Annotated in this window: 19 protein-coding genes; 11 read left to right on the top strand and 8 right to left on the bottom strand. The window is 61.1% G+C overall.

Annotated elements, in window-relative coordinates; all coding sequences use genetic code 11:
- Positions 1-3: 3 nt before the first annotated feature.
- The 5 genes from trpCF to KBX18_RS01950 form a co-directional block, all read right to left on the bottom strand.
- Positions 4-1,437, bottom strand: a complete 1,434-nt coding sequence (trpCF, locus tag KBX18_RS01970; protein ID WP_005287768.1) for a bifunctional indole-3-glycerol-phosphate synthase TrpC/phosphoribosylanthranilate isomerase TrpF — start codon at positions 1,435-1,437, stop codon at positions 4-6.
- Complete coding sequence (gene trpD / locus KBX18_RS01965; RefSeq protein WP_255994621.1) at positions 1,427-2,455, bottom strand: anthranilate phosphoribosyltransferase; 1,029 nt, start codon at positions 2,453-2,455, stop codon at positions 1,427-1,429. The genes trpCF and trpD overlap by 11 nt, the downstream gene beginning before the upstream one ends.
- Positions 2,448-3,089 (bottom strand): gamma-glutamyl-gamma-aminobutyrate hydrolase family protein, encoded by a 642-nt coding sequence (locus tag KBX18_RS01960; protein WP_255994620.1) that lies wholly within the window; start codon positions 3,087-3,089, stop codon positions 2,448-2,450. The genes trpD and KBX18_RS01960 overlap by 8 nt, the downstream gene beginning before the upstream one ends.
- Positions 3,086-4,588, bottom strand: a complete 1,503-nt coding sequence (locus tag KBX18_RS01955; RefSeq protein ID WP_255994619.1) for an anthranilate synthase component 1 — start codon at positions 4,586-4,588, stop codon at positions 3,086-3,088. The genes KBX18_RS01960 and KBX18_RS01955 overlap by 4 nt, the downstream gene beginning before the upstream one ends.
- A 704-nt stretch (positions 4,589-5,292) precedes the next feature.
- Positions 5,293-5,721 (bottom strand): SdpI family protein, encoded by a 429-nt coding sequence (locus tag KBX18_RS01950; RefSeq protein ID WP_255994618.1) that lies wholly within the window; start codon positions 5,719-5,721, stop codon positions 5,293-5,295.
- Positions 5,722-5,782: 61 nt separating this feature from the next.
- Between KBX18_RS01950 and KBX18_RS01945 the strand changes: the two genes are divergently transcribed.
- From KBX18_RS01945 to KBX18_RS01930, 4 genes are all read left to right on the top strand, one after another.
- On the top strand, positions 5,783-6,991 hold the full coding sequence (locus KBX18_RS01945; RefSeq protein ID WP_255994617.1) for a dicarboxylate/amino acid:cation symporter: 1,209 nt from the start codon (positions 5,783-5,785) through the stop codon (positions 6,989-6,991).
- 72 nt (positions 6,992-7,063) lie between these two features.
- Positions 7,064-7,261 (top strand): hypothetical protein, encoded by a 198-nt coding sequence (locus tag KBX18_RS01940; RefSeq protein ID WP_156774793.1) that lies wholly within the window; start codon positions 7,064-7,066, stop codon positions 7,259-7,261.
- A gap of 32 nt (positions 7,262-7,293) precedes the next feature.
- A complete protein-coding gene (locus KBX18_RS01935) occupies positions 7,294-8,034 on the top strand; it encodes a hypothetical protein (RefSeq protein WP_255994616.1) in 741 nt (246 codons plus the stop codon).
- Between the two features lie 12 nt (positions 8,035-8,046).
- Positions 8,047-10,092 carry a hypothetical protein gene (locus tag KBX18_RS01930; RefSeq protein ID WP_255994615.1) on the top strand — a complete coding sequence of 682 codons (2,046 nt, stop codon included), beginning with the start codon at positions 8,047-8,049 and terminating at the stop codon, positions 10,090-10,092.
- On the opposite strand, the gene KBX18_RS01925 is transcribed toward KBX18_RS01930, so the two are convergent.
- Positions 10,038-13,235 (bottom strand): UvrD-helicase domain-containing protein, encoded by a 3,198-nt coding sequence (locus KBX18_RS01925; protein ID WP_255994614.1) that lies wholly within the window; start codon positions 13,233-13,235, stop codon positions 10,038-10,040. The two genes, KBX18_RS01930 and KBX18_RS01925, sit on opposite strands and share 55 nt — an antisense overlap.
- Complete coding sequence (locus KBX18_RS01920) at positions 13,232-15,694, bottom strand: PD-(D/E)XK nuclease family protein (protein WP_255994739.1); 2,463 nt, start codon at positions 15,692-15,694, stop codon at positions 13,232-13,234. The genes KBX18_RS01925 and KBX18_RS01920 overlap by 4 nt, the downstream gene beginning before the upstream one ends.
- 417 nt (positions 15,695-16,111) lie before the next feature.
- On the opposite strand from KBX18_RS01920, the gene KBX18_RS01915 reads away from it, so the two are divergent.
- The 7 genes from KBX18_RS01915 to KBX18_RS01885 all read left to right on the top strand — a co-directional run bounded on the left by KBX18_RS01915 (position 16,112) and on the right by KBX18_RS01885 (position 24,277).
- Positions 16,112-16,345, top strand: coding sequence for a hypothetical protein (locus KBX18_RS01915; protein WP_255994613.1), 234 nt, complete (start codon positions 16,112-16,114; stop codon positions 16,343-16,345).
- A gap of 93 nt (positions 16,346-16,438) precedes the next feature.
- Entirely contained in the window at positions 16,439-17,239 is an 801-nt protein-coding gene (locus tag KBX18_RS01910; RefSeq protein WP_255994612.1) for an HTH domain-containing protein, read from the top strand.
- A gap of 463 nt (positions 17,240-17,702) precedes the next feature.
- Positions 17,703-18,512, top strand: coding sequence for a ketopantoate reductase family protein (locus KBX18_RS01905; RefSeq protein WP_255994611.1), 810 nt, complete (start codon positions 17,703-17,705; stop codon positions 18,510-18,512).
- A gap of 158 nt (positions 18,513-18,670) precedes the next feature.
- A complete protein-coding gene (locus KBX18_RS01900; RefSeq protein ID WP_255994610.1) occupies positions 18,671-20,212 on the top strand; it encodes an HNH endonuclease signature motif containing protein in 1,542 nt (513 codons plus the stop codon).
- 2 nt (positions 20,213-20,214) lie between these two features.
- Positions 20,215-23,061 carry a leucine--tRNA ligase gene (gene leuS / locus KBX18_RS01895; protein ID WP_255994609.1) on the top strand — a complete coding sequence of 949 codons (2,847 nt, stop codon included), beginning with the start codon at positions 20,215-20,217 and terminating at the stop codon, positions 23,059-23,061.
- Positions 23,058-23,594: a VanZ family protein gene (locus KBX18_RS01890; protein ID WP_255994608.1), complete on the top strand. Its 537-nt coding sequence runs from the start codon at positions 23,058-23,060 to the stop codon at positions 23,592-23,594. Before leuS ends, KBX18_RS01890 begins: the two co-directional genes overlap by 4 nt.
- Positions 23,594-24,277, top strand: a complete 684-nt coding sequence (locus tag KBX18_RS01885; RefSeq protein WP_255994607.1) for a DUF3800 domain-containing protein — start codon at positions 23,594-23,596, stop codon at positions 24,275-24,277. Before KBX18_RS01890 ends, KBX18_RS01885 begins: the two co-directional genes overlap by 1 nt.
- A gap of 107 nt (positions 24,278-24,384) precedes the next feature.
- Here KBX18_RS01885 and KBX18_RS01880 read toward each other — a convergent pair whose 3' ends face one another.
- Positions 24,385-25,332 (bottom strand): acryloyl-CoA reductase, encoded by a 948-nt coding sequence (locus tag KBX18_RS01880; RefSeq protein ID WP_005287805.1) that lies wholly within the window; start codon positions 25,330-25,332, stop codon positions 24,385-24,387.
- Positions 25,333-25,336 lie beyond the last annotated feature (4 nt).

The following is a 25,336-nucleotide window of genomic DNA, read 5'->3' as shown; positions in this document are numbered from 1 at the left end:
AACTCAGTAATGGAAATTCCTGATTGTGGTGAACGCTTGACGGATCTTGCCCGCATCCTTCTTGCCGGACCACTCTACCCCGGAGTTCAGGTCGACCCCCGCGCAGCCCACAGCCAGCGCATCCTCGAGATTATCCAGGCCGATTCCGCCGGCGAGGAGCGAGCGAGACTTGATTCCTGCGGGGATCTGGCCCCAGTCGAAGGTGGTTCCGCTGCCACCGGCGCCAGCGTCAAGCACGAGCGCATCAAGCTTATCGACGATCCCTTGCGCCCACTCTGGGTTTCCATCCGTCATGGAGACAGCGCGCCAGATCTGAAGCTCCGGGTCAATTGAGTGGCATTCAGTACGGACGCGCTCGATCAGGTCGAGTTCTGCCTCGACACTCCCCTGGTAAGGCGCATGGATCTGCACGGCGTGGATGCCCGGAAAGACGAGTTCCGCCCAGTTCTCGGTACGGCGGCTCACGGCCACATAGTGCAGACCGGGTTCGTGGCAAATGATGTCTTCCGCTGTTTCACGTGAAACATTTCGCGGCGATGCTTCCTCGAAAATGAGGCCGCCGTAGACAGCGCCAGCCGCACGGGCAGCCTGGGCGGCCGACCACGAGGTAAGGCCGCAGACCTTATTGGGGCCGTACACGAGCATGCGGGCAGCCCAGTCAATGTCTGGTTCGCCCGTGAGCTGGGATCCTACGAGGAATCCGTCCGAGTGTCCACCGAGCTGGCGCACCGTCTCGACATTACGGATGCCCGACTCGGAGACGACGAGGGCACCTTCGGGCGCGAGCGGAGCCAGGCGGGCCGAGCGGCCAAGGTCAATCGAGAGATCGTGCAGGTTTCGGTGGTTAATGCCGAAGATTTTCGCACCGAGCTTGGTGGCGCGGGCAGCTTCCTCCTCATCGATGACTTCAGTGAGAACGTCAAGGTTGAGGCGATCTGCCTCAGCGTGGAGGCGGGCGTAGGTGTCGCCGTCTAGCACGCTGAGCATGAGCAGGATCGCGTCGGCGCCGAAATAGCGCGCGGCGTGGATCTGGCACTCGTCGATGATGAAGTCCTTGCACAGCACTGGCAGGTGCGTGGTCGAAGCGACGGTGGCCAAATGGTCGTAGTCTCCCCCGAACCGGTCTGGCTCGCACAGTACGGAAATACCCGCGGCGTAACGGGAGTAGATCGAGGCGATAGCACCCGGCTCGTAATGCGCGCGGATCGTACCGAGCGAGGGCGAGGACGCCTTGCACTCCATGATGAACTGAGCGCCCGGGCGGGCGAGCGAATCGTAAAGAGAGCGCTCGGAGCGGGGAAGGGAGGCGGGATCGACGTGAGCGATGCGGCCGCGAATATCGTCAAGGTGACGTTTTCTACCCTCTACAATCCCCTCGAGAACGGTCGGAAGACCGTCAGATTGGCTAGGATCGCGTTGTTGCAGGTCAGAGGGCATAGTTTGCACCTTCGTGGGTGGAGAGCCAGTCGCGGACTGTGCCGTCGTTAAGCAACTGCAGTGCGCGCTCGGTTCCTGCCTTGAAATCTGGGGCTTCCCCATAGAGGTAGAACATGGCGCCTGCGGTGGCGGCGACAGCGTCGCGGTGAGCATCGGGGGCAGTGCCGTCGAAGATCGCCCGGATCGCGGCAGCGTTCTCGTCACCGTTGCCGCCCTCGAGATCGGTGAGGGTGTAGGTGGGCAGGCCGAAGTCGGACGGTTCGACGGTGTAGTGCTCGATGTTGCCCTGGCGGTCGAGCTCCCAGATTTCGGTGGGTCCGTGGACGGCGATCTCATCTGTGCCGGAACCGTGGACGATCATGGCGCGGCCGCGGCCCAGCTCGCGCATCGTCTCCGCGATCGTCTGGCCGAGCGCAGGGTTAGCGATGCCCATGATCTGGTACTCCGGACGGCCGGGAGAGAGCAGCGGGCCGAGCGTGTTGAACAGCGTGGAAATGCCCAGCGACTTGCGCACCGGCTGGACGTGCGCGATCGCCGGGTTGTACGCAGGGGCGAACAGGAAGGTGAAGTTGGACGCTTCGAACTGGCGGACAGCGCGCTCCGGGTCGAGGTCGAGGGGGATGTTCAGCGCTTCGAGCGCGTCGGCCGAGCCGGACTTGGACGACACTGAACGGTTGCCGCACTTGATCATCTTGATGCCTCCGGCGGCGGCGACCAGAGAGGCGGCGGTGGAGATGTTGATGGTGTTCTTGCCGTCGCCACCCGTGCCGGCAGAGTCCATGAGTCCCTCCCCCGTGATCGGGAACGGACGGCCGGCCGCGAGGAAGGCCTTGGCGGCACCGGCAATGTCGGCGAACGTCTCGCCGCGGGTGCGCACCGCTGCCAGCAGCGCGGCAATGTGCACATCGTCGTAGTCGCCGACGGTCAACGGGGTGAAGACGGCTACAGCCTCCTCCAAGGTCGGGTCCTTCTTATCGATGAAGGAGCGGAACGTCTCCAATGCCTTGTCACTAGCCATCATTGCCACCTTTCTTGGATTTGCCCAACAATTGTTTCACACACCGTTCCAGCAGGATCGGTCCACCGAGAGTAAGAATCGACTCGGGGTGGAACTGCAGCCCGATCGACATACCGTCCTCCGACTCCGCTGCCATGACGACGTCGCCGACCTGTGTTTCCGTGCGCGCCAGGGCGACTAACCCGTCCGGGATATCTACCGTCCCAAGGGAGTGGTACCGCGCTACGGGGACGAGGCGGCCCTCTTCGAGGTGCTCGGGTCCGCCGTCGATGACGAGACCGTCGAAAAGCGAACTCTGCAGCCCGTCATCCGTGAGCCGCATGGGAATGGACACACCGTGGACGGGTCCGCACGGCGAGACGGTGCCGCCGAAGTGCTCGATGAGTGCCTGGTAGCCGAGGCAAATGCCGAGAATCGGGATGCGTCCTAGTGCGCGTTCGATGAGCTCCATCATGCACCCAGCGTCGGCCGGGTAGCCGGGGCCGGGCGAGAGGATGATGACGTCCGGGTCGGCGCCCAACACCGCGTCGACGGACACGGTGTTGCGGAAGACCGTTGCGTCGAAGCCGGAGAGCGCGTCGACCAGGTTGTAGACGAAGGAGTCCTGATTATCCAGGAGAACGAGCTTGCTCATCGGATGACCTCCAATCGGGCGTTCTGCGCGAGACCAATCGAGTTGAGGACGGCATAGGCCTTGTGGAGCGTCTCATCGGCTTCGGCCTGAGGGTTCGAGTCGCGGACGACGCCAGCACCCGCCTGGACGGTGGCAACCCCGTCTCGGACGTAGGCAGAGCGGATGACGATGCAGGTGTCGAACTCCCCGTCCCCACGCAGGTACCCGACAGCGCCACCGTAGGAACCTCGGCGAGTTCCCTCCATCTCGCGGATGAGCTCCGTCGCGCGAAGCTTCGGCGCACCGGTTAGTGTTCCCATGTTCATGGACGCGCGGTACGCATCGAGCGCGTCGAGGTCCTGCGCGAGAGTCGCCGTTACACGTGAAACAAGGTGCATCACGCGCGAGTAGCGGTCCACTTGCAACAGCTCGCGGACGCGGCGGGTGCCGGGCTCAGCTACGCGGGCCATGTCGTTGCGGGCCAGGTCGACGAGCATGGTGTGCTCGGCGATCTCCTTTGCGTCGGTACGCAGCTCAAGCTCCATGCGCGTGTCCAGCTCGTGGGTTGCCCCGCGCGGCCGCGTGCCCGCGATCGGGTAGAGCTGCACCTCGCGCGTCGCGGCCGAGAACTTCAGGTTGGACTCGGGCGAGGCGCCGAAGAGTTCGTACGGCTCGCGGTTGCGGTCGAAGCCGCGCACGTAAAACATGTACGGCGACGGGTTCGTCTCGCGCAGGCACTGATACGCAGCGAACGCGTCCGGGCACTTCGCCGTGAACGCGCGAGCCGGCACGACCTGATAGATGTCGCCGTTGTAGATATTGTCCTTCAGCTTGTCCACATCGCGGCGGAATTCCGCGTCATCCAAGCTCGTCGTCACCGTGAGCGTTTTCTCTTCACCGGCGATCTTGGATCTCTCGGTGGAGGCGGCGCGGATCAGCTCTTCGTACTTCCGCAGTTGCTTATCGACGTCCTCCATCCCCGTCAGCTTCGCCGTCTGATTCCTGTGGTCAATCGTGAGGACAATCTCCGCGAGAATGAACTGGAAATCGGGGTAGGTGTTCGTGCTCTCCCCTACCTCAGGCACTGTCTCGAACGTGGCCAGGTAGTCGAAGGCGAACCCGCCAACGAGCATCGACTCCGGGTGTTGTGTCAGCGCGCGCAGAACCTCGACGGTGCTGGGGGCGGTGAGACGCTCGCGCTCGTCGTCAGCTGACGACGGCGGGAACGTGAACGTGTTGTCCCCGCTAGCAAACTCCGCCAACTGTTCGCCCAGGTCGGCGGCGATCCTCTCCCCTTCCGGGCTCAGCGGTTCCACCACGACGTTGTAGTCGTTACACGTGACGCGCAGTGAAGCCGCGAGCACCGCCATCGACTGCAACCCCGACTTCGTGGTGATGTCGGCGCTCTCCAGCAGCACCGTGTCTGACAGTTCGGTGCCGCCGATGTGCTGGAAGAGGACGGAGGCGTCCTCGTGGTACCGGACGTCAATGTGCGTCACGCGTGGAGGGGATGTGCTCATGGGGGTGTTTCTGACTCTCTGTGGTGGTTGTGCTGGATACAAAAAGGCCCGCTGCGCTTGGAGGGTCAAGCTTGCGGGCCGAGAGGGGTGACTGACTACGGCGCGCAGCTATGCGCGCCACCACCACTGATTCTGGGCGTTGAAGGAAGTCACAAGATTCAGGCTAAGGCAGGGGCGGGCCGGCTGCAACTGATTTAGGAATATTGCTCGTTTCGGAACGATGTTTCGGAAAACCGGTGTATTCGGACGCATTAGTCTCGCACAGCGCCAGATTCCGACAGATATTTCCGAATTGGTACTGCGGGGTATATGCTTGCCGCTAGAACACCGAGTTTCGGAAGGATTGGAAGGCCATAAAGACTTCCCTTGACGACGAGCTCTCCCTCCTCCTCGCCATCGGTAACGATCTCCCCGGTGACGTTCAAGTTGTTTCACGTGAAACAGCGCCGTCTGTTGCCCCGCCCCTTCTGCGCGGGAACTTGGAGGAACTCGATTTCCGGGCGGCGATGACGGAGGTCGATGGTCAAGGTAGCGGCACTAGGACGACTTCGCGGATTCTATCGGCCTTCCGCTCAAGGCGGCGCACAGCGCCAACCAGATAGCTCTAAAAGCAGCGGCTGAAATCGATTTGTCTGCACTGCCGTTAACGGGATCGCCGCTCAACGGTGCGCTCCGCGAGCTTGAGTCGCGGGAGTGGAACTCGTCTAATTCTCGTCGGCTTGCTTAGCGGCATTGCGCAGTGCGTCGAGGTTGACGTTCGGGGTGGGTTCGGGCTCGGGGGTTTGGGTGCGGGCTTCGTCGACAAGTTGGGCTGTACGCGCGCCCTGATTGCCGCCGACGGCAACCGCAACCACCGCGGCGATGATCAACAGAACCGGAGCGGCCCACAGCCACCCGTGCGCGATGAACGAGAACGCGGCCCCGAAGGCGAGCGCCACACCGGCGAGAATGAGGAACGGGCCCACGACTTTGTGCGCGGTGTCCCAGACCTCTTCATCCTTGCGGACCTCTGGCACGCGCAGCCCGACGACCGAGTTGCCGGGCAGGCGGCCCGCTGTCGCCAGTACTCCGGGAATGAGGAGGGCGAGGGCCGCGATGATGAGCAGAATTCCGATGATTACGCCAGCTGACATGCTTGCATAGTTTACCGGGACGCGATTTTTTCTCGTGGTCCGGGTGGTGGAGAATGAAGGCATGAACACAAAGTCGATCACGAGGTCGCTGCTGTTCTGGATTGTCGTGGCCATCGTGGCCGGCATCGCCTGCAGCTTCTTCTTTCCCGAATGGCTCGCCCGCATTTTTGTCACCTTCAACGGGCTCTTCTCCAACTTCCTGGGCTTCTTCGTTCCAGTGCTGATCTTCGCGCTGATCACGCCCGCGATCGCTAGCCTCGGCCAAGGTGCCGGTAAGTGGCTCGGCATCACGGCCGGTATCGCGTACAGCTCCACGGTGATCTCAGGGCTTACTGCCTGGGGGGTCTCCGCTGTCCTGTACCCGTGGCTGCTGGGCGGCCAGTCGTTGCAGACCGATATTGAAGACGTTGATGAAGGCGCCCTCTCCCCCTTCTTCGAGGTGGAGATCGATCCTCCGTTCGCAGTGATGACCGCTCTGGTCCTGTCGTTCTGCGTGGGCTTGGCTATGGCTGCGGTGAAGTCCGACACTCTCTACTCCTTCACCAAGGATCTTGAGCGCGTGATCATGAAGGTGGTCACGTCCTTTGTCATTCCGCTGCTGCCGGTCTTCATCTTCGGCATGTTCTTGAACTTGGGCATGAACGAGAACATGGCCTCCACCATGGCGGCTTTCGGCAAGGTGCTGGTGCTGTCCGTCATCATGACCATCGTCTTGCTGGTGCTCCAGTACTTGGTCGCCGGAGTCGTCGCGGGCGTCAATCCGTTCACCGCTCTGCGCAACATGCTGCCCGCGTACTTCACCGCCCTGGGTACTTCCTCGTCTGCGGCGACTATTCCGATCACGCTGAAATCCACGTTGAACAACAAAGTCGATGAGAACGTCGCCGGTTTCGTCGTGCCGCTGTGCGCGACGATCCACCTGTCCGGCTCGATGATGAAGATCGCGCTCTACGCCTTCGCCGTCATCTACATGGCGGGAATGGATGTCAACCCGGGCCTCTATCTCGGCTTCATCCTCCTGCTGGGCGTCATGATGATCGCTGCGCCGGGCGTCCCGGGTGGCGCTATCATGGCAGCCACTGGCCTGCTCGCCTCCATGCTTGGTTTCGACGAGAACATGGTCGGCCTCATGATCGCGGCCTACATCGTCATCGACTCCTTCGGTACCGCCGCGAACGTCACCGGCGACGGCGCCATTGCCCTCGTGGTCGATCGCTTCGCCAAGGGCCAGTTTGAGTCCAGGGATGAAGAGGTCAAAGAGCTCGCCTAGCCCTCCCCCGCCTTGAGGCCGATGTTTCACGTGAAACGTCGGCCTTTTTCATTTTCGGATTACGATGCAGTCATGGCCATATCAAAGCGCGCCGCCGTCGCTACCGCAGTTGCGCTCCTTCTGGGTGCTGCAGGTGCAGCATTCGGCTTTTCGACGGTCGACGTACCCACCCAATCCGACGCCGCCGTTTCCGTCGGTGAGTCCTCAAGCACGACCCCGGGCGTTTCTTCGTCCGGATTCTCGTCTGCTGGAAGTTCGTCGAGATTCTAAAGCACACTTGTCACAAGAACCTTGGAAGAAAAATGGCCAGCCAAACCGACGTCCGCCTTGTCACCACCACATTCATTTGCAGGGCGGAGGATCTCGACACGGCGTTCCGGCGTTACTGCGAGAGGGTTGAGGGGTTGGGTGAGAGCGTCGTCACGCATTCGCTCGCACCGCGCCCATGCGCCGACGCTGACCGCGCGTTCGAGCTGTGGAACCTGCGGACGGAGGCCGCGTACGAGGGCCAGAGCGACCCGGAGGGCATGGACCTCTACCAGCTGCGCACAATTGTGCGCGTGGACCCAACTATTGACGACGACGAAGAGGCCTCGGAGCAGCTGGCCAACCATTTCTTCCTCAGCGATCTTGAGGACAATGACCCCTACCCCAGCACCCTTGACGGGTTCGAGCCGCTGACACTGCGCCATGCGCCGGCCGACGGGATGCGCGTGGCCAACGTGTACTTCTTGTCGCGGTCCGACAACGAGCGTCGAGTGGCCGCGTTGTACCAAGGTGCGATCGAGCGACTCGACCCAGCCGCTCACACACAGTTAGAGCCCTTTGACGTTCTGTCCAACCCTGGCGCCATCGGACCCCTGTGGGTGCGCGACGCTGCGCTCAACGTGTCCGGAGGCGGCGACGGCTGGTACTCCCCCGGCAAGGATGCGTGGGTGGGACACATCTTCACCAGCGCGTCGGACGAAGAGATCAACGCTGTCCTGCAGGAAGATGTGGGTGAGAAGGCTGTGTTGGCGCGGGTAGAGGTGCTGCCGTTCTAAGGAGTGATTGTGATGGGTAGTGAGAAGGTCTATACCGAGCAGGAGCAGGCTAATGACGCTATGCACCGGGACTTTTACTCCGCCCAAGGCGCAAAGCTCATGCTCCCGAAAGATTTCGCGGTCGACACCGCCCCAGATTGGCGGATGGGACTGTTCTCCGTCATCGTTCCAGTTTCGGGGCGTTTGGGGGCTGCAGAGCCGACTGGGTTTGAGGGTTGGACGCGCGGCCGATTCCGCGGAGTGAAAAGTGTCCAGTTTCCCGACGACGATGGTTCCGGTCAGATCGTCAGAATGACATGGGGAGACACGGATAACGACGATTTCGATTTCGTTCCCCGCAAATTCCACGAGGGAGTGACTTCTCATTTCCGGTCCCCACTTAAAGAATCCATGGGGCATCAGTCTGTGGATGCTTTTGCTTCCGGCGACAGTGAGCACGTCACTGCGAGAAGGTATCTGTTCGAGGCTGATATCACCCAGGAAGACGGCAAGAAGTATCGGAAGCTTCCCCCCATGCCCGATCAGCCGAGTGAACCCAGGGCGCGATTCGCGTTGGTAGACCCCGGCCACCCCTTCGCGAGCCTCGGATTGATGTGCATTGAGTATCTCGAGTATCGCGGTCCGGATGTCCACCGGTTGGGCTCCATAAGGCCAGAAAAAGACACCGAGTTCAAGAACTCATTCCTAGTGTTTCAGGTGGTTGTTGAGAACTGCTCAAGCGCGATGATGGATCGTGTTTCCAGGTCATTGCACAAACCGCGCGAGAAAGTCTGGCTTTATCCGGGGAGTCTTGTCGGGGAGCTAGATTTTGAGGCATCCAACCTCGAGGTCGTGTGGACCGATCCGATGAAAGGCTGGCTGCAGCAGTACTTCACTTTGTACGGGGAGCGTTACAAGGAGAACGATTGGAAGCGAGATGGGCGGGCTGAAGTCAACCCCCTACGACTATTCGTTGAAATAGCTTCTTCGCTTCTTTTCAAGGAGGTCAAGCCTGAAGATCACTGGATAATCGCTGACGGTGGATTCCTCAGCGTCAAGAAAGACAAGAGTTCTAGTGAGGGCACCGATAAGAGCAAAAAGGACCAGGAGTACTTCAGGCCTCACACGCGATCGACGTACACGGTGGCCACAGCGGTGCCTGGTGTAGAAGATTTGAAGCCCCCGGCGCTCCTACGTTCTGAAGATGGTGAGTCTTCCGGCGGTTGGACGAGTCACGACCGATGGGCGTGGGCACTTGCTTCGCGTGCAGATGAGTACACCTCCGGGATTCCGTCGATGAATGGAGCGGTACTCGAAACTTCCCGGGTTGACGTGTTCCAGAACTGGACGATGCACTCAGCGGAACGTGGTCTAGCGATTGTGCGCAGAACCCCGCGTGATTGCGGTGACTGGGGCTTCTCGATGCTATCCGCCACGCGGTACGTGGACTTGGCGATCTTGGCGCGTAGAGCCTCCAACTACATCAGCGAGATCAGTAACCAGCTCAGAAGAATGGCTTTCGGGTCGGAGGAACTTGATCAACTTGTCCGGAAAGATACACTGACCGAAGAAGAAATTGACATCGTCAACCGGTCTCTGCAGGATAGTCTCCAGGACTTCGAGAAGATCCAGATGGATCTGGTTCGACTGCGGGACCATCTCTGGTACGAGACAGTTTCGGGGAAGGTGGCCGACTCTGAACTTCTTGACCACATTTTGATCCAGACGGGTGCCCGGGACCAGTACGAAGACATTGTCAGCGAAATCGAGCTGCGAAAGGACGTTTACGCGACGCGTTCCGACAACGCCCGCATTCACGTGGATCGAATGACGGCAATACGCCAGGATCGTCAGAACTTCCTGCTAGCTATCGCAGGCATTGCGTTCGCTGTACCTGGCGTCATTCAACTTCTCCCGGGCGCACCCTCGGTCACCTATTTCTGGTACGGGGTGTTCGGTATCGCGATCTTTATGGCCATTGCTTACGTCTTCCTGAAATTCAAGCCGTGGCTAGCCCGAACACGTCAGCTGTTCAGCTCCAAAGACCGCACCTCCACCCCAGAGTCACCCAGGAAGTAGAGCTCGATCCGGGAGACGTCTCTGTCGAGGAGCTTCGCGTAGAGCTGGAGTTGCACGAAGTACCCCCTGATGCGCTTAGGGGAGCAGTAGGCATCCGTCTTGTAGTCGCCGATGACCCACTCCCCTGTTGTGCTGTCTTGGTAGAGGAGGTCGATGACACCGTCGATAGGTGTTCCGTCGATCGCGCCGATGATGGGAAGCTCGCGCTCATGCATACCGCGCAGCGCTGCTCGTACGACATCGGAGGCGAGGTAGTTGTTTACGGCGGCGGTGGCCTCCTCGATCAGCTCGGGCTCGAGCTCGTTGATGCTGGCGACGGTCTCCACGACGTCATCGACGGAGCCGTCGAGAGCAATCATTTCCATCGACTCGTGGACAACGGTGCCGAAGGTCATGCCGCGGGATTCGCGGTTGGCCTTGAAGTAGGGCTCGTCAGCTGTGCGTAGCCATCCTTCGTTGGCGCCTTTGTCGAGCAGTTCAGTCAGCAGGGCGTGGTCGGCACCGGTTTCACCGTCAGGCAGGTGGGATATCATGGTCGCGCTGAATTTTCCGCTGAGGGTGTCGGTGTTGAGGTGTTGGGCGCGTGCGTCGTAAAGCAACTGGATAGCGTCGATGTCGGGAACCGCATGCGGCACGTCCTCGCGCGCCACGGGTTGGGCAATGGCGTCGTGCGGAAGCTGGATGCGTTCGGAGCCCTCAAGGGCTTTTGCGAACGGCCTGCCGCGCGAGACTTTGAAGGACCCGCTGCTGGTGCGGCTCATTTCGAGGGGAATGACCAGGGAGTGCTCGGCACGCGTTGCCGCGACGTAGAGCTGGCGCACGGCTTCAGCTTCTGCCGCGTCGCTCTCGAATTCCTTCGTCGCCTCGAACTGCGGGGTGGGAGCGTCGTTGAAGTTGAATTCGATGGTCCGCTCATTCGGTTCGAAACCGATGGTGAAGCGGTTGCTCGGTTGGCGGGTGAGGCCCGCGAGGATAACCACGGGGAACTCGCGGCCTTTCGAGGCGTGGATGGTCATGATGCGGACGGCGGAGGTGCCGTCGTCAAGCACGGGCTCCCCGACGCCATCCCTGCTCTCCGCCTGTTCTTCAGCCCAGCGGATGAAGGACGGCAGGCCCGCGGTGGTCGCGGCAGTGAACGCACGCGCGTCTTCGATCACGCGCTGCACCATGCGCGACTTCTCTACAGTCGCTGGTCGCGCGAGGTTCGCGAACACATTGAGCTTATCGACGGCCAACTCAACCACCCCGGCAACCGTCCGCCCCGCCGATTCTTTACGCAGCTCCTTCAGAAGCGAGCGGGCCCGTTCGTAAGGGTGATCGGGGGACAGCTCGGCCGAGTCCAAGAAAGCCAAGTGGCCTTCCGCGAGCTCCTCGTCGCTCACACCGATGTGCAGACCGCGCAGCGCGATGATCTCTGCGAACCCGTTGGCTGGGTCGGCGATGGCGCGCAGCACAGAGATGAGCTCTTCCACGTCCGGGTCGGCGTAGATCTTTGTGGAACCCTCGGTGCGGGCTGGAATGCCGTTTTCGAGCAGACCCCGTTGGATGTAGAGCGCGTCCTGCTGCGTGGGAACAAGAACGGCAATATCGCTGAGCTTCACGTCAGCCCCACGGACAGCGGCGAGGACATCGTCGAATTCCAGCTCCTGCTCGGACTCGGCCTCCTCGATTTCGACCTCCTGGTGCCTGACGATTGCCACGTGGCCGGGCTTGCCGCGCCACGCTTCCATCGCTTCGAAAGGAACGTCGCCGGGGGCCTGTTCAAACATCGTGGCAAACAGCGAATTGACGGTGTTGACGATCGCATCGTCGGAACGGAAATTGGCGGTCAGGTTCAGCAGTTCGCCGCGTTCCTCGGCACCCTGGCGGGCGCTGAGGTAGGTGTCTAGGTCTGCACGGCGGAAGCGGTAGATCGACTGCTTCGGGTCCCCCACCGTGAAGCGGGTGCTGTGCGCGGTGAGAGCATCGACGATGTCGAGCTGGTTCGGGTCGGTGTCCTGGAACTCGTCCACAGCGATCATGCGGAACCGATCCTGCAGTTCAGCTAGCGCCGCCTCGTTGCCCATGAGCTCCGCCGCCAGGTAGATCATGTCGTGGTACTCGAGCTTGCCGGCGCGACGGCGCTTCAGCGCGTTGTCCAAGGTCAGCTCGGCGATGAGACGGCGCAGAACGCAGACGTTATGGACTTTCCGGCTGCGCAGTTTGGTCTTGAAAGTTGCCTGAATTTCTTCGAGCTCATCTTTGAGGGTGCACACATCGTCGACACGCCACTTGCCCTTCGCACCGCCTGTGCCGCGGCCGATGAGGTGCTCAGACGGGAAGTCAGTGAACTCGGTGGCGTCAGTCTTCAGCTCGGTATCGATGGCGTCGATGAAAGGCTGGACCTTCTTCACACACCAGGAGTCAGTCTTCACCGTCTGAGGGTCGCCGGCATCGATCCATCCCAGCATGGTGCGCTTGGCAGCTTCCAGGTCCTCGCGGGTAAGCGGATCGATAGCGGAGATCGGCGCATTTAAAGTCGGGCCGAGCTCGCCCCAGTGCGCATCCATGAAGAGGACGATCGACTCGATGTTCCGGGGCGCGTAGCCCTCCAGAATCAGCTCGGTGACGGCCTCGACCACCTGCGGGTCCTTTTCGGTGGCATCGCCGGTGATGATGGAGTCGATGTAGCTCATCACTCCCTCGGCACGCAGGACGGAGGCGAAACCGGCCTCGAGCTCGTCTGCCTTGGTCACCTCCGGCGGCACACCCAGTTCGAGCGGGTACATGCGGATGAGGCGGAGGCAGAAGGAGTGCAGCGTCTCAATCGCCGCGCCGGGTAGATCGGCGAGCGCCTGGAGTGCGCGCTCCTGGGCTTCCGGCGCGGTGAACTCGCGGACGGCCCTGCTTGGGGTGGTGAACTGACGGGTCTTCTGCACACTGGTCAAGGCCTTGCGCAGACGGTTCACCAATTCCTCGGCGGCCTTCACTGTGAAGGTGATGGCGGCGAGGCGGGTTAGGGGGACGCCTTCGTCGATAAGCAAAGTGAGCATGCGCTCCACCAGCAGGGCCGTCTTGCCTGAACCTGCGCCTGCCTCCACAAAGTGGGAGATGCCTGTGGCGTGCACGATGGCATCGCGTTGTGCCTGGTCTTTGGGTATCACTGGTCAAGCTCCGTTTCCGCCACGGCGAGTGCGACTGCGTTGTTGCGGTTCGGCCCGAACGCCACGGCGTAGCTGGAATAGCCGAACATGTGGTTTTTCTTGCTGTACGTCGGCGGGAACTCACCGGCGGTGATTGCGCGGTGTGCCTCGCGCAGGTATTCGCGGAGCACCTTGCGTGCTTCCTCATTCACCGCGACGTCTACTTCTTGCTGAGCTTCGTCGCGGAACATCCAGTAGCGTGAGTTCACGGTCGCCCCTTCGCCGGGCTCCAGGAAGCGGTCCAGCACTGCGGCGAGCTCTGGCGCGGCGTCGCGTTGCCCCTCGAGCACCCCGTGCACCACCTCGCCGTAGACCGCGAGCTGCAGCACGTAGCCGCCTTTGCCCTCCACGTGGTCGCGGGGGCCACCGATGAACTGGTTTGCCTTGAGCTTGTCGATGTAGGTCTTTGACTTACCCGACTTGTAATCCGTCACGCGCACCTCGTCGCCGCGCACGTCCACGCGGTCGATGGAACCGTGGACGAAGATCGTGGCGCCATTGCCCAGGTCGATCTTGAAAGGCGCAGCGTCACCAAAATTGACCTCCGCGCCAACAGCGATCCAACCGTCCTGCGAGTCTTGGATCTCGCGCTCGAGCCAAGCTTTCGTCTGGGAACGGACTTCGCTCGCGAACGCCTGCCACACCATGGGCGAGTATTCGCGCGCGTCACCCACATGCTTATCGACGATCGCGGCCATGCTCGCCCGCCATTTCTCCTCATTCATGTCTGCGCCGAGATTGGGGCCGAGCCGGTTCTCAAGGGCCCATTCCTCGAAAATCTCGTGGAAGATTGTTCCCCTTTCGGCGGAGTCGACGCTGGTGGCGGGGGGTTTGTCGTCGAGAAGCGAGCGCTGGAGTACTTTCTCCACGAAGAACTGCTGGGGTTCGTCGGAGAATTTCTCCATGGAGGTCGGGGACAGCGGATTGCGCAGGTAGCGTTGCCCAATCGGCGAGTGAATGAAGCCGTTGTATGCGTTGCGCTGCCCGGTTTCGCGGTAACCGCGCACGCGCGTGAACGGTGTTTCCTCGGTATCCACGGCAGCTTTGAGAACCGCCAGGTGCTTGTCGGTAGGCGGGACCAAGGTGCCCGAGTCGAAGCGGCGCGCCGGCTGCTGCTCCAGGATCCAGCTGGACGGTTCGCCGCTGATGTCGCCCATGACGCTGGAGCGCGGGTAGGAGATGGCCACGTTGTCCGCCGAGCGCAGCGCCGCTTCCCAGAGCGTGGTCATGCGTTTGTTTAACCACACGGAGTCCACTCCCGACTGCGCAGCCTTGATCGCGGGATCCTCCGTGAACGTGCCGGGTAGGTTCGTGTCGGTGGCACCGACGATGTACAGGTGGTCCAGCTGCATGCCCACGATATCGCTTAAGTCGCCGATCACGACATCGCCGGTCGGCTCGAAGCGTTGCAGGCCCGAGAATGCATCGTTGACCAGGTCGTAGACCATCTCCTGGGTGGGCGGCGGAAGGTGATTGTCCAGGGTGGCCAGGTCGTCGATGACTGCATCGACAGCAGGGGTAGTAGTGCCGAGCAGCGCTTTGAGCGCTTGGCTGGTCTCTTCCCATGTCTGGCTTGCCCAGACCCGCTGGAGCTGCTCCTGGAAGTCCTTGGCCCACTGCGCGGTTTCCTCTTCTTCCCGCCGACCACGGGTGAGGCGGTCGTAGGAGTACTGCGACGGCAACCCTTCCAACCACGCAGTGCCGAGGAGCTCAGAGACATCGCGGCGCGGGAACCTCCGCGCATCGAGTGCGAGAACCTGCAAGATAGCGCGCACATAAGGATCGTCCTTGAGTGCTTTGTGGCTGGGGGCAGTAATACCGATTCCCGCCGCTGTGAGAGTGGTGGCGAGCTCGGGGACGTAACCGGGGTCGCACGTTGCCACCGCTACACGGGTGTTGGGATCGGCGCTCTTGTTCTCGCGGATGAGCGAAACGACGTCTGCGATTTCCTCGCAGGGGTCGCGGTACGCGGTGACTGGTACTTTGTCGGAATTCGCTACTGCGGGGTCGACGTATGTGGCGTCGATACGCTCAAGCAGACGCTCTTCTTGCGGCGTTCGAGCGACGTTGCCCACCGCGATGACCTTCACATCCGTGTTTTGACGGACCGCTTCGTCGTGGTTCTCCGCGACGGTGAAGTGCTCCGCAGCGATGCGCTGGGCAACGCACTCCGCAATGCGGGCAGATTCCCCCGGTAGGCCCGAGCTGGCCAAACGCCTGCTCTCGGGCGGCAATGCGAGCAAGCGCGCAACAATGTTCGAAAGCGAGGAGCGAGTGGCGCTCTCCGTGTGTAGGCTCTTTTCCTTGAACGCGGTGTCTTCGTCGAGGAGGACGCGTGAAACCTCGCGGAGAATTCGCCCCTTCGGTAGCGCAGTTCTGGGAGTGAGGGCTCTCGCCGCGTTCCTCAGGAAGCCGTCCATCGTGGTCACATTTACTCCGGCATACGGGCCTTTGGCAGCGAGCGCCCCAATTGTATCGACCCTCGCATGAGGTCCAGCAATGACTGTAACTCGCTGGCTTTGAGTTCCGATCGCATCTGCGAGCCTGTACGCAAGAGGAGTGTTCCGCATATCCCCACCTTATTTCCTTTTCTACCCGCCCGTCTGCCAAAGTTTCACGTGAAACGATGGAGCCAACGACTCCGCCGGCCTCTACGCCACCTTCTACAGATCCACTCAGCAAGACGCCGAAGTGCTCGCCTTGCGCCTCGGCGTCAGGGCCGGTGAATTCCCCTCTGTCTAAACGGTCGCGGAATGCGGCGGCCCCATCGTCGTCCTCTCCCCCATCCGCAGCCCCGCGCACCTAGGTGTCGCATTACCAAGGACCTGCCACACGAGGTGCTCGCTGCGCACCCCGTCTCCCTCGTCTCGGGGGGCATGGCGCTTGACGACGTCGTCGCCGATCAAGACCTCGCCGCCAGCCTCCTCGGCAAGCTAACGGACTCGGTCGAACGCTTCTACCTGCCTGGTCGCCTGAACTATTCTGAGCTCTCCCCTGCCCATCGCCGCGTAATGAAGGGCCTAGTGGGCAAGCTCAAATTCAAGCCGGGGAAGAGCGTCAACGAGCAATGATGATCGACACTTACGGCAAGGACGTTGACCGTGTCGATCTCGACCGGCTTGCTCCGGTCGTGAAGTGGGCCACTTACCGCTAGATTGAAAAACATGAACGCAGCTCAGAACGATATGCCCTGGAAAGAAGCCATACTCACCGTGCTCCGTGACGTCGGTGAAGATATGCACTACACCGCCATTGCCGCCGAGATCCGTGATCGTCATTTGCGGTCCGCTTTGGGTAACACGCCTAGTGGCACGGTCGGCTCATTGCTGTCCACAAGTCTCAAAGACTCTGTGGTGAAGGTGCAGCCTGGTGTGTACAAGCTGCGTGACGGCGCTGACGCTGTGCCCGTACCCACACCAACCGCCGACGAGCTCCCGGAAACCCCGCAGGCCGATGAGCCCGATGAGGAGATGGGCCTGATCAACGCCTTCGGAATGTACTGGTTACGCAGCGAGGTGGATTGGAAGAAGGGAAGCAACACCAAGCTTTACGGAGAGAACGGTGGAGATCCGATCGACTTCTCTCAGCAGGCAGGCGTTTACATCCTCTACAACGGTGACCGAGTGATGTACGTCGGCCGCGCTACGAATGGCCGCATGGGCAGTCGGCTTTCCGAGCACACCCGCGACCGCACCAAAGCTCGCTGGGACCGCTTCTCTTGGTTTGGTGTACGTCCCGTTCGCGAGGACGGCCTCGGCGAAATCAACCCAGCCAATTTGTCCTTCGACACGCTCCTCGCCTCCATGGAGGCCCTGATGATCGAGGGGTTGGAGCCTCCACAGAACCGTCGTGGCGGCGACAAAGTATCCACCGTCGAGTACATGCAAGCTACCGACCCTGCAATTCAGGCCAGCCGCGAGAAGGCCCTTATGGAAAAGGTCATGGGCCGGATCAAGATGACCTAAAAAGCGGGCATCAGTGGCTGGATCATTGTCCGCACCGCCGTGTGGTACGGACCCCGGCCCGGGCCGTGAGGAAGGTCTTTGTCTAGGCGCTCTTGAGCCTGGGCCTGAGTCAGGGTGATCGGCCCATGGTTCCCTGATTTGACTGGGGATTTAGCCGTGCCGGAGCGCGCCCGGAACTTGTTTTCCGGCGGCAGTTGCGGATGGCGCGCTGACTAGAACTGGATAGAGAATCATGACGACCGCGAGCGTTCTGTATTTTTATGTATTGCTTCCTAGTGCTCTCTCGCTCGCCAGCGTTTCATGTGAAACAGAACTTTGACGTCCTTCGCCTAGCGGTATCTATGTGCGCATCTGCGTGAAGAGAGGGGGAAGGTTGGGCGTAGGATCGTGGGTGGATACGTCGAGAGGCGAACTAGCGTGAAAGGCGATCACGGAGAAGATTGCGGTCATTGGTGCGGGAGTGATGGGGCAACTGTTTGGCGCACGCTTGCAACATGCGGGGCAAGAGGTGTTCGACACTCACCAGGACGCAAAGGCCTACAAGGCCTCTGACCTCAAGGAGAAGGTCGATTTTGTGCAGGTGTTCACCAAGGGCATGTACACGCGCGATGCTCTCGCTGGCGCAAACCACATTTTCACCGACGAGACGATCGGGTTGACGCTGCAGAATGGCCTCGGCAACGGGAATCCTCTGTTAGAGGTCTTCGGTCCTGAACGCACGCTTGTCGGCGTGACGGATTACTCCGCCGACCGCGATGGCCAAACGATCAGGTCTTCCGACTACGGGCACATCGCGATGGGTGACTACGTTAGCGACGGCAAGCCGTCGGAGGCCGCGCACTTGGTGTTTGAAGCGCTCAAGAGTGCTGGATTCGAAATCGGGCTGTTTGAGAACGTGCACATCCCTATCTGGGAGAAGCTCATCTTCAACACGGCTGTGAACACGATCGGCGGCTCCACCGGAATGACGCTGGGGCAAACAGGCAAGTCCGCGCCGGGCAGCCGCCTACTGGAGCAGATCTTGAATGAATCCCTCGCTGTGGCGCGCGCAGAAGGTATTGATGTTCGCGAAGAATTTATCCGGGCATCGCTGAACAAAGTCTTCGACACAATCCCCGAGCATAAGACCTCCATGACCGCGGATATCGAAGCCGGACGGCCCACCGAGATCGAAACCATCGGCGGCGCTATTGAGCTCGTCGGTCGCAAGCACGGAGTGCCCACCGCAGTGCTCTCCGCTTTGTGCGATGTGGTGCGTGCGCGTTCGCTTTAACCGCTTATCGGCGCTGTTCTAACCCCCTCCCCCTGACCAGCGTTCATAGGCATCCGAATCGAACACATCGGCTAACATGCGGGTAAATACGCCCGATGTTGTCGGGTGCGTGTGCAAGTATGTTCGCATAGACGTTGAACGCACCTGTTGGGGGAACCATGGCTGCACGAACGAGACCTGAACCGTATTTCCTGACCGAGAAACCCGATGATGACGTCGCGCTGGCCGGAGCGGAAGCGCGGGCTGGTCAACTCAAGATCTTCAAGCAGTATTGCTTTGACCCGTCTGAAGTCGAGGGTGGAGAGATCCTCGGCAACCGTGACCACGACCGTGAGACGGCTCGTCTAAGCCAACTGGCCGGGATCAACAAGCGGGCGGCGGAAGAAGGGATCTACGCGTATCAGACGCTGCGCCGCTTGCCCCGTCTACGAGAGATGCAACTCGCAACGGCGCGGTTGGATCTGGACCGCTTATCCGCTGTAGCCGCCGCGATCGGATGCTTGGGACCTGATGCCCCGGCCGAGGCGTACGAAGCCTTCGACGATGCACTTGTGGAGATGTTCACGCCCGTCAAGACGCGGCAAGCGCTACCGGCACGCAACACCATCACGTTGCGGCTGAACAAGATGATCGGTGACTTTGACACCGAGGCCGCATTCGACCTGGCGAAGAAAAAGAACCGAAAGCGCACCACGCCGGGCGCTCCTCAGATCGACTTCGGGCCCGGAGCAGCTGGGTCCGATGAAGCATGGATGACGCTCTCCGCTGACAACGCCTCCATTGCAGCACTCCGCTCCAACATAAATGAAGCAGCACGGAAAGAGAAGGTCACCCAAGCAGAGGCCGCAATCAAGCTGCTCACCGGTGACACCACCCCAGCCGCGACAGCGACGATTTACGCGTACACGCCGAAAGGTGCTGATGGCGGCGTGGACGAGTCCTCGGCCTCCTTTATTCCGGGGTTCGGGTACACGGGGGCGTCGGGAAGCGCCATGCTTCATCTTTTGGCCGAAAAGTTCGGCACAACTGTGATCGACCTCGACGGAGCAGCCACGAAAGTCGTGGCGGGCCATGATGCACCGGCGGATATGGCTGCGTTTGTCCGCGGGCGCGACGGAACCTGCATCTTCCCGGGATGCACACAGCCCGCGACGAACTGCCAGCTTGACCACCGGATCCCCTCGGACGAAGGCGGCCCCACCACCGCGAGCAATCTCTTCTGTCTGTGCCAACACCACCACAACTGCAAAACCGATCGCGGCGCCTTCTATGTCCAAGACGCACTGACTGGAGAAATCATCTGGTTGTACGACGACGGGACCTACCAGCGCATCGACGCCGACTCCATTACCGGGGCGAACCTCACCCCCACCAACCCGCGGTGGCGCCGCACGCTCGACGACGTAGAACGGTTGAGGAAGAAGGCGACCCACTTTCACGCAAAAAGTCACACCATTCTTGACGGTTACGAAAACAAGGTGGTGGCGTATGACCCCTATCTCGGTGCGGAGCGGGAAGCTGCGTGGTCCGCATACCGCCAGTGCCAAGCAGATTTGGAGAAGTTGGCGGCCCAGTATGACCTGAAGTTCCCCTTCGACCCCGTGCCCCCGAGGTGGATCCCAGATGATGAACTTGATGCACCTGACCCGGAGGCCTACACGATGCCTGAAGAGACGGAGGCCGCCTATTACACTGACTAACCATGACTAGCGCGACTGGACCGGCGTTCCGCTACACAGCGGGCCTTGCCAACGACATTGAACAAAAGTGGCAAAAGTACTGGATCGACAACGGGACCTTCAACGCCCCGAACCCAGTCGGCCCCCTCGCTGACGGTAGCGAACTTCCCGCCGACAAGCTCAACGTCCAGGACATGTTCCCCTACCCCTCCGGTGCCGGTCTACACGTCGGCCACCCGCTGGGGTACATCGCCACGGACGTGTTCGCTCGCTATAACCGCATGCTGGGCAAGAACGTCCTGCACACCCTGGGCTATGACTCCTTCGGGCTGCCCGCGGAGCAGTACGCCATTCAGACGGGCACGCACCCGCGCACGACCACGATGGCGAATATCGAGAACATGACCCGCCAGCTGGACGCGCTGGGTCTCGGCCATGATCGCCGTCGCTCCGTCGCTACGACCGATCCGGAGTTTTACCGCTGGACGCAGTGGATCTTCTTGCAGATCTTCAACTCGTGGTTCGACGAGGATCAGCAGAAGGCACGCCCCATCGCGGAGCTTATCGACGAACTCACCTCCGGGAAGCGCACCACGAAGGATGGGCGTGACTACAACGGGCTGGATGACGTCGAAAAGCAGAAGGCCGTTGACGAGTTCCGCCTGGTGTACCTGTCTGATTCGATGGTGAACTGGTGCCCCGGCTTGGGAACGGTGCTGGCGAACGAAGAGGTCACGGCCGAGGGTCGGTCGGAGCGCGGCAACTACCCGGTGTTCCGTAAGCGCCTGCGCCAGTGGATGATGCGCATCACCGCGTATTCGGACCGCCTGCTCGATGACCTTGAGCTGTTGGATTGGCCCGACAAGGTCAAGGCGATGCAGCGCAACTGGGTCGGTCGTTCGCGCGGTGCGGAGGTCGCGTTCCAGTCTGAGGCTGGCCCGCTGGAGGTGTTCACCACCCGCCCCGACACGCTGTTCGGTGCGACGTATATGGTGCTCGCGCCCGAGCATGAGCTTGTCGACGCACTGACGGCCGATTCCTACCCCGCAAACGTGGACTCCCGCTGGACGTACGGAGAGCAAACCCCTGCAGAGGCTGTCGCAGCGTACAAGCGCGCCATCGCCGCGAAGTCCGACGTGGAGCGACAGGAGAACAAAGAGAAGACGGGTGTCTTCCTTGGTTCCTATGCCCTGAACCCGGTCAACGGCGAGCAGGTGCCGGTGTTCATCGCGGATTACGTTCTCACCGGTTACGGCACCGGCGCCATCATGGCGGTGCCGGCCCACGATGAACGCGACTATGAATTCGCCACCGTCTTCGGCCTGCCGATCATCCCGGTTCTCGAGGGCGGCAATATCGAGGAGGCCGCGTTCACCGAGGACGGCCCGCACATCAACTCCGCCAATGAGTCCGGTCTGGACCTCAACGGCTTGGGCAAGACGGAGTCGATTGAGAAGGCGATTGACTGGTTGGTTGAGCAGGGCTCTGGTGTTGAGCGCATCCAGTACAAGCTGCGCGACTGGCTCTTCGCCCGTCAGCGCTACTGGGGCGAGCCGTTCCCGATCGTGTACGACGACAATGGTGACGCGCACGCGCTGCCGGAACCGATGCTGCCGGTCGAGCTTCCGGACGTGGAGGATTACAACCCGGTCTCCTTCGATCCGGATGACGCTGATTCGGAGCCTTCTCCCCCACTGGCGAAGGCGACCGAGTGGGTCGAGATCGAGCTCGATCTTGGGAATGGCCCTCAGAAGTACACTCGCGACACGAACGTCATGCCACAGTGGGCGGGGTCGTCCTGGTACCAGCTGCGCTACATCGACCCGACGAATGATGAGGCGCTGTGCGACATCGAGAACGAGCGCTACTGGGCCGGACCGCAGCCGTCCAAGCACGGTGAGAATGATCCGGGTGGTGTGGACCTCTACGTCGGCGGTGTTGAGCACGCCGTGTTGCACCTGCTGTACTCGCGTTTCTGGCACAAGGTGCTCTACGACCTGGGCCACGTGACCTCCAAGGAGCCGTACCGCCGCCTGTACAACCAGGGCTACATCCAGGCCTACGCCTACACGGATTCCCGCGGTGTCTACGTCCCAGCGGCCGAGGTTGAGGAGAAGGACGGAAAGTTCTTCTACCAGGGCGAAGAAGTCAAGCAGGAGTACGGCAAGATGGGCAAGTCCCTCAAGAATGCCGTGGCTCCCGATGAGATCGCGCGCGATTTCGGTGCCGATACGCTGCGCGTTTATGAGATGTCGATGGGCCCGCTGGACACCTCCCGCCCCTGGGCGACGAAGGATGTCGTAGGTGCCCACCGCTTCCTGCAGCGCCTGTGGCGACTCGTGGTCGATGAAGAGACCGGTGAAGTCGCTGTTTCCGATGAGCCGATGACCGACGAAGACGCGAAGCAGCTCAACCGCACCATTGCCGGCGTTCGTGACGATTACGCGAACTTGCGCGACAACACGGTCGTGGCGAAGCTCATCGAGTACGTCAACTACCTGACCAAGGCACGCGAGAAATCCGGTGCGAATGTTTCACGTGAAACGGTGGAGCCGCTCGTGCAGATGGTCTCCCCGCTCGCGCCGCACATCGCCGAAGAGCTCTGGGCGCGTCTCGGCCACTCCGGCACGATCACGTTCGAGTCCTTCCCCACATTCGACGAGAGCTTGCTGACTGACGACACCGTCGAGATCCCCGTCCAGATCAACGGCAAGGTCCGCGCGCGTGTCGACGTCCCCACCGACGCCTCCAAGGACGACATCGAGGCGATCGCGGTTGCGGACGAGCGCGTCGCATCGCTTATCGACGGCAAGAACGTGGTCAAAACCATCGTCGTCCCGGGACGAATGGTCAACCTCGTGGTGAGATGACGGTGACAAGCCGCCGGGCAACGGCCGGAGCGCTCGCAGCGTACTCGGGTGTGGTCATAGCACTGACCCTGCTCAAGGCGTTCTTCCGGATTGGGTACCTTTGGGATCCCGCGAACCAGATGCGGAGGGGCGTCTCGCTTGTCCCCTTCTCGGACCTTGTTGAGGCGAAATCGTGGTTCGGGCCGCTTTTCGGCTACGGAGGCAACGTAGCGTTCTTCATTCCGGTCGGCGTACTCGCATTCATTCTCTTCGAACGCCAGCACCGTCCGGTGCTCACCGCGACTCTCTTCGGTGCCGGGTTCAGCCTGCTCATCGAGGTGTCGCAGTACGTTTTCGGGCTAGGGTACTCCGATATTGATGACTTCCTCATGAACACCCTCGGCGCGTTCATCGGCGCGAAGATCGCCCAGTGGTTCGGCCCACGGCTGCACAAGGTCTGGATCGGTCTCGCGTACGGTGTCGTTTTCCTGTTCATCTCCCTCGTCCTCGCCGGTGAGAGCTTTGGAGATTCGGACAAAACTAAGCAGGTTTGATGGATTCAGGTACGAGCACATCGACTCTTTTCGTTTTCATTGACGAGTCGGGGGATATGCAGTTCGGCCCTAAGGCTTCGCAGCATTTCGTGTTGTCCGCGGTATGCCTGCGTGATCCGGTCTACACCGCGTCTGTCATGCAGCGATTGAAGTATGACCTGATGGCTGAGGGAAGCGAAGATCTAGAATTCCACGCGACGGAGAACACTAAAGGGACAAGGAAGCGGGTCGTCGATACGATTTGTGGGCTTGACGGTCTACGGGTCCACACTGTGTGGATCAATAAGGCTTATGCTGCTCCTAATCTTCAGAATGAGATCGAGTTATTTCGCCTCTTCGGCGCAGCTATGGGGCGCTGGGTGGGCAAAGCCTTAGTGGATGACGGGGATCAGCAAGTGATCATGATCTTCGATTCGGTGCTCACGGGTAAGAAACGCAACGCATTCTTGAAGAAAATCAAGCCGATCCTGGGCGAACTTGGGGTGAAGTACAGGGTGCTTTTCCACCCAGTCAAGCAGGATCTGAACGGGCAGATCGCGGACTACTTCTCCTGGGCTGCATACCGAACGTTAGAGCGTCAGGATTCTGCCACGGAAGATCGCCTTAAAGAGGCCGTCCACTGGGATGACTTCAATCTATTCCAGAAGGGAGACCGCGTGTACTGGCGGAGACCCACAAAGTAGCGACCACCCCGCCTACCGTCCAAGACGGAGAGCCGAGGGGCTCTTCTTAGCGGGGTGGAACCTTTGTGATCAGTTTAACTCGCCTTTAGGCCCGAGTCCATGCTGATTTAGATCTTCACAACGGTACGGCCGTGGCGGGCGTTACCCTCCAACAGGTCAGCACCAGCCTGGATAGCGCCTTCGAGATCAACGGTCTCGGTGTAGGTGGCCAGCTTGTCGGTGTCGAGGGACTCCGCAAGCAGGTTCCAGGCTTCCTCGCGGTGCTCGGATGGGGAGTCAACGGAGTTGATGCCGACAAGGTTCACTCCGCGGAGAATGAACGGCATGACCGTCGTCTCCAGGTCCGCGCCGGCTGCCAGGCCGCAGGCAGTGACAACGCCGCCCCACTTGGTCTGAGCGAGAACATTGGCCAACGGTGTGGACCCGACAGAGTCGATCGCACCCGCAAAGCGTGCCTTCTGCAGAGGTTTGCCCTGCTCAGAGAGCTCAAAGCGGTCGATGATGTCAGCGGCGCCGAGGCCGCGGAGGTAATCGCCGTACTCGTCGACACGCCCGGTAGCCGCGACGACCTCGTGTCCGCGTGAGGCTAGGAGCTGAATGGCGATGGAGCCAACACCGCCGGTCGCCCCCGTGACAAGGACCGGGCCGGACGGGTTGTTGTGGGCGGAGAAACGCTCGTAGGCCACAACGGACAGCGCGGCGGTGTAGCCGGCGGTGCCGATGGCGGCGGCGGTCCACGCGTCGAAACGCTCAGGCACGCGGGTGATCTTGTCGGCGTCGATACGCAGCTGCTCGGTGTAGCCGCCGTTGCGCTTCTCGCCAATGCCCCAGCCGTTGACGGTGACCAGGGAGCCGTCGTCAAGCGTGCCCACTGCGTCGATGCCCGGAACGATGGGTAGCTCGCGCACGATGGCTTTGTCGCCCGCGAGCGCCATGCCGTCCTTGTAATTGACGGAAGAGTGGGACACGGTGAGCAGCGTGTCGCCCTCCCCTGCATGCTCGGGGGTGGTGTCGACGATTTCGGGGCCATTGTCAGTAATGAGAAGAGTGCTCATGCGC

Source organism: Corynebacterium sp. CCUG 69979 (assembly GCF_024454095.1).
GTDB classification, from domain to species: Bacteria; Actinomycetota; Actinomycetes; order Mycobacteriales; family Mycobacteriaceae; genus Corynebacterium; species Corynebacterium genitalium.
Note: the sequence above shows the minus strand (reverse complement) of the source record. Positions and strands in the feature narration are given on the sequence as shown.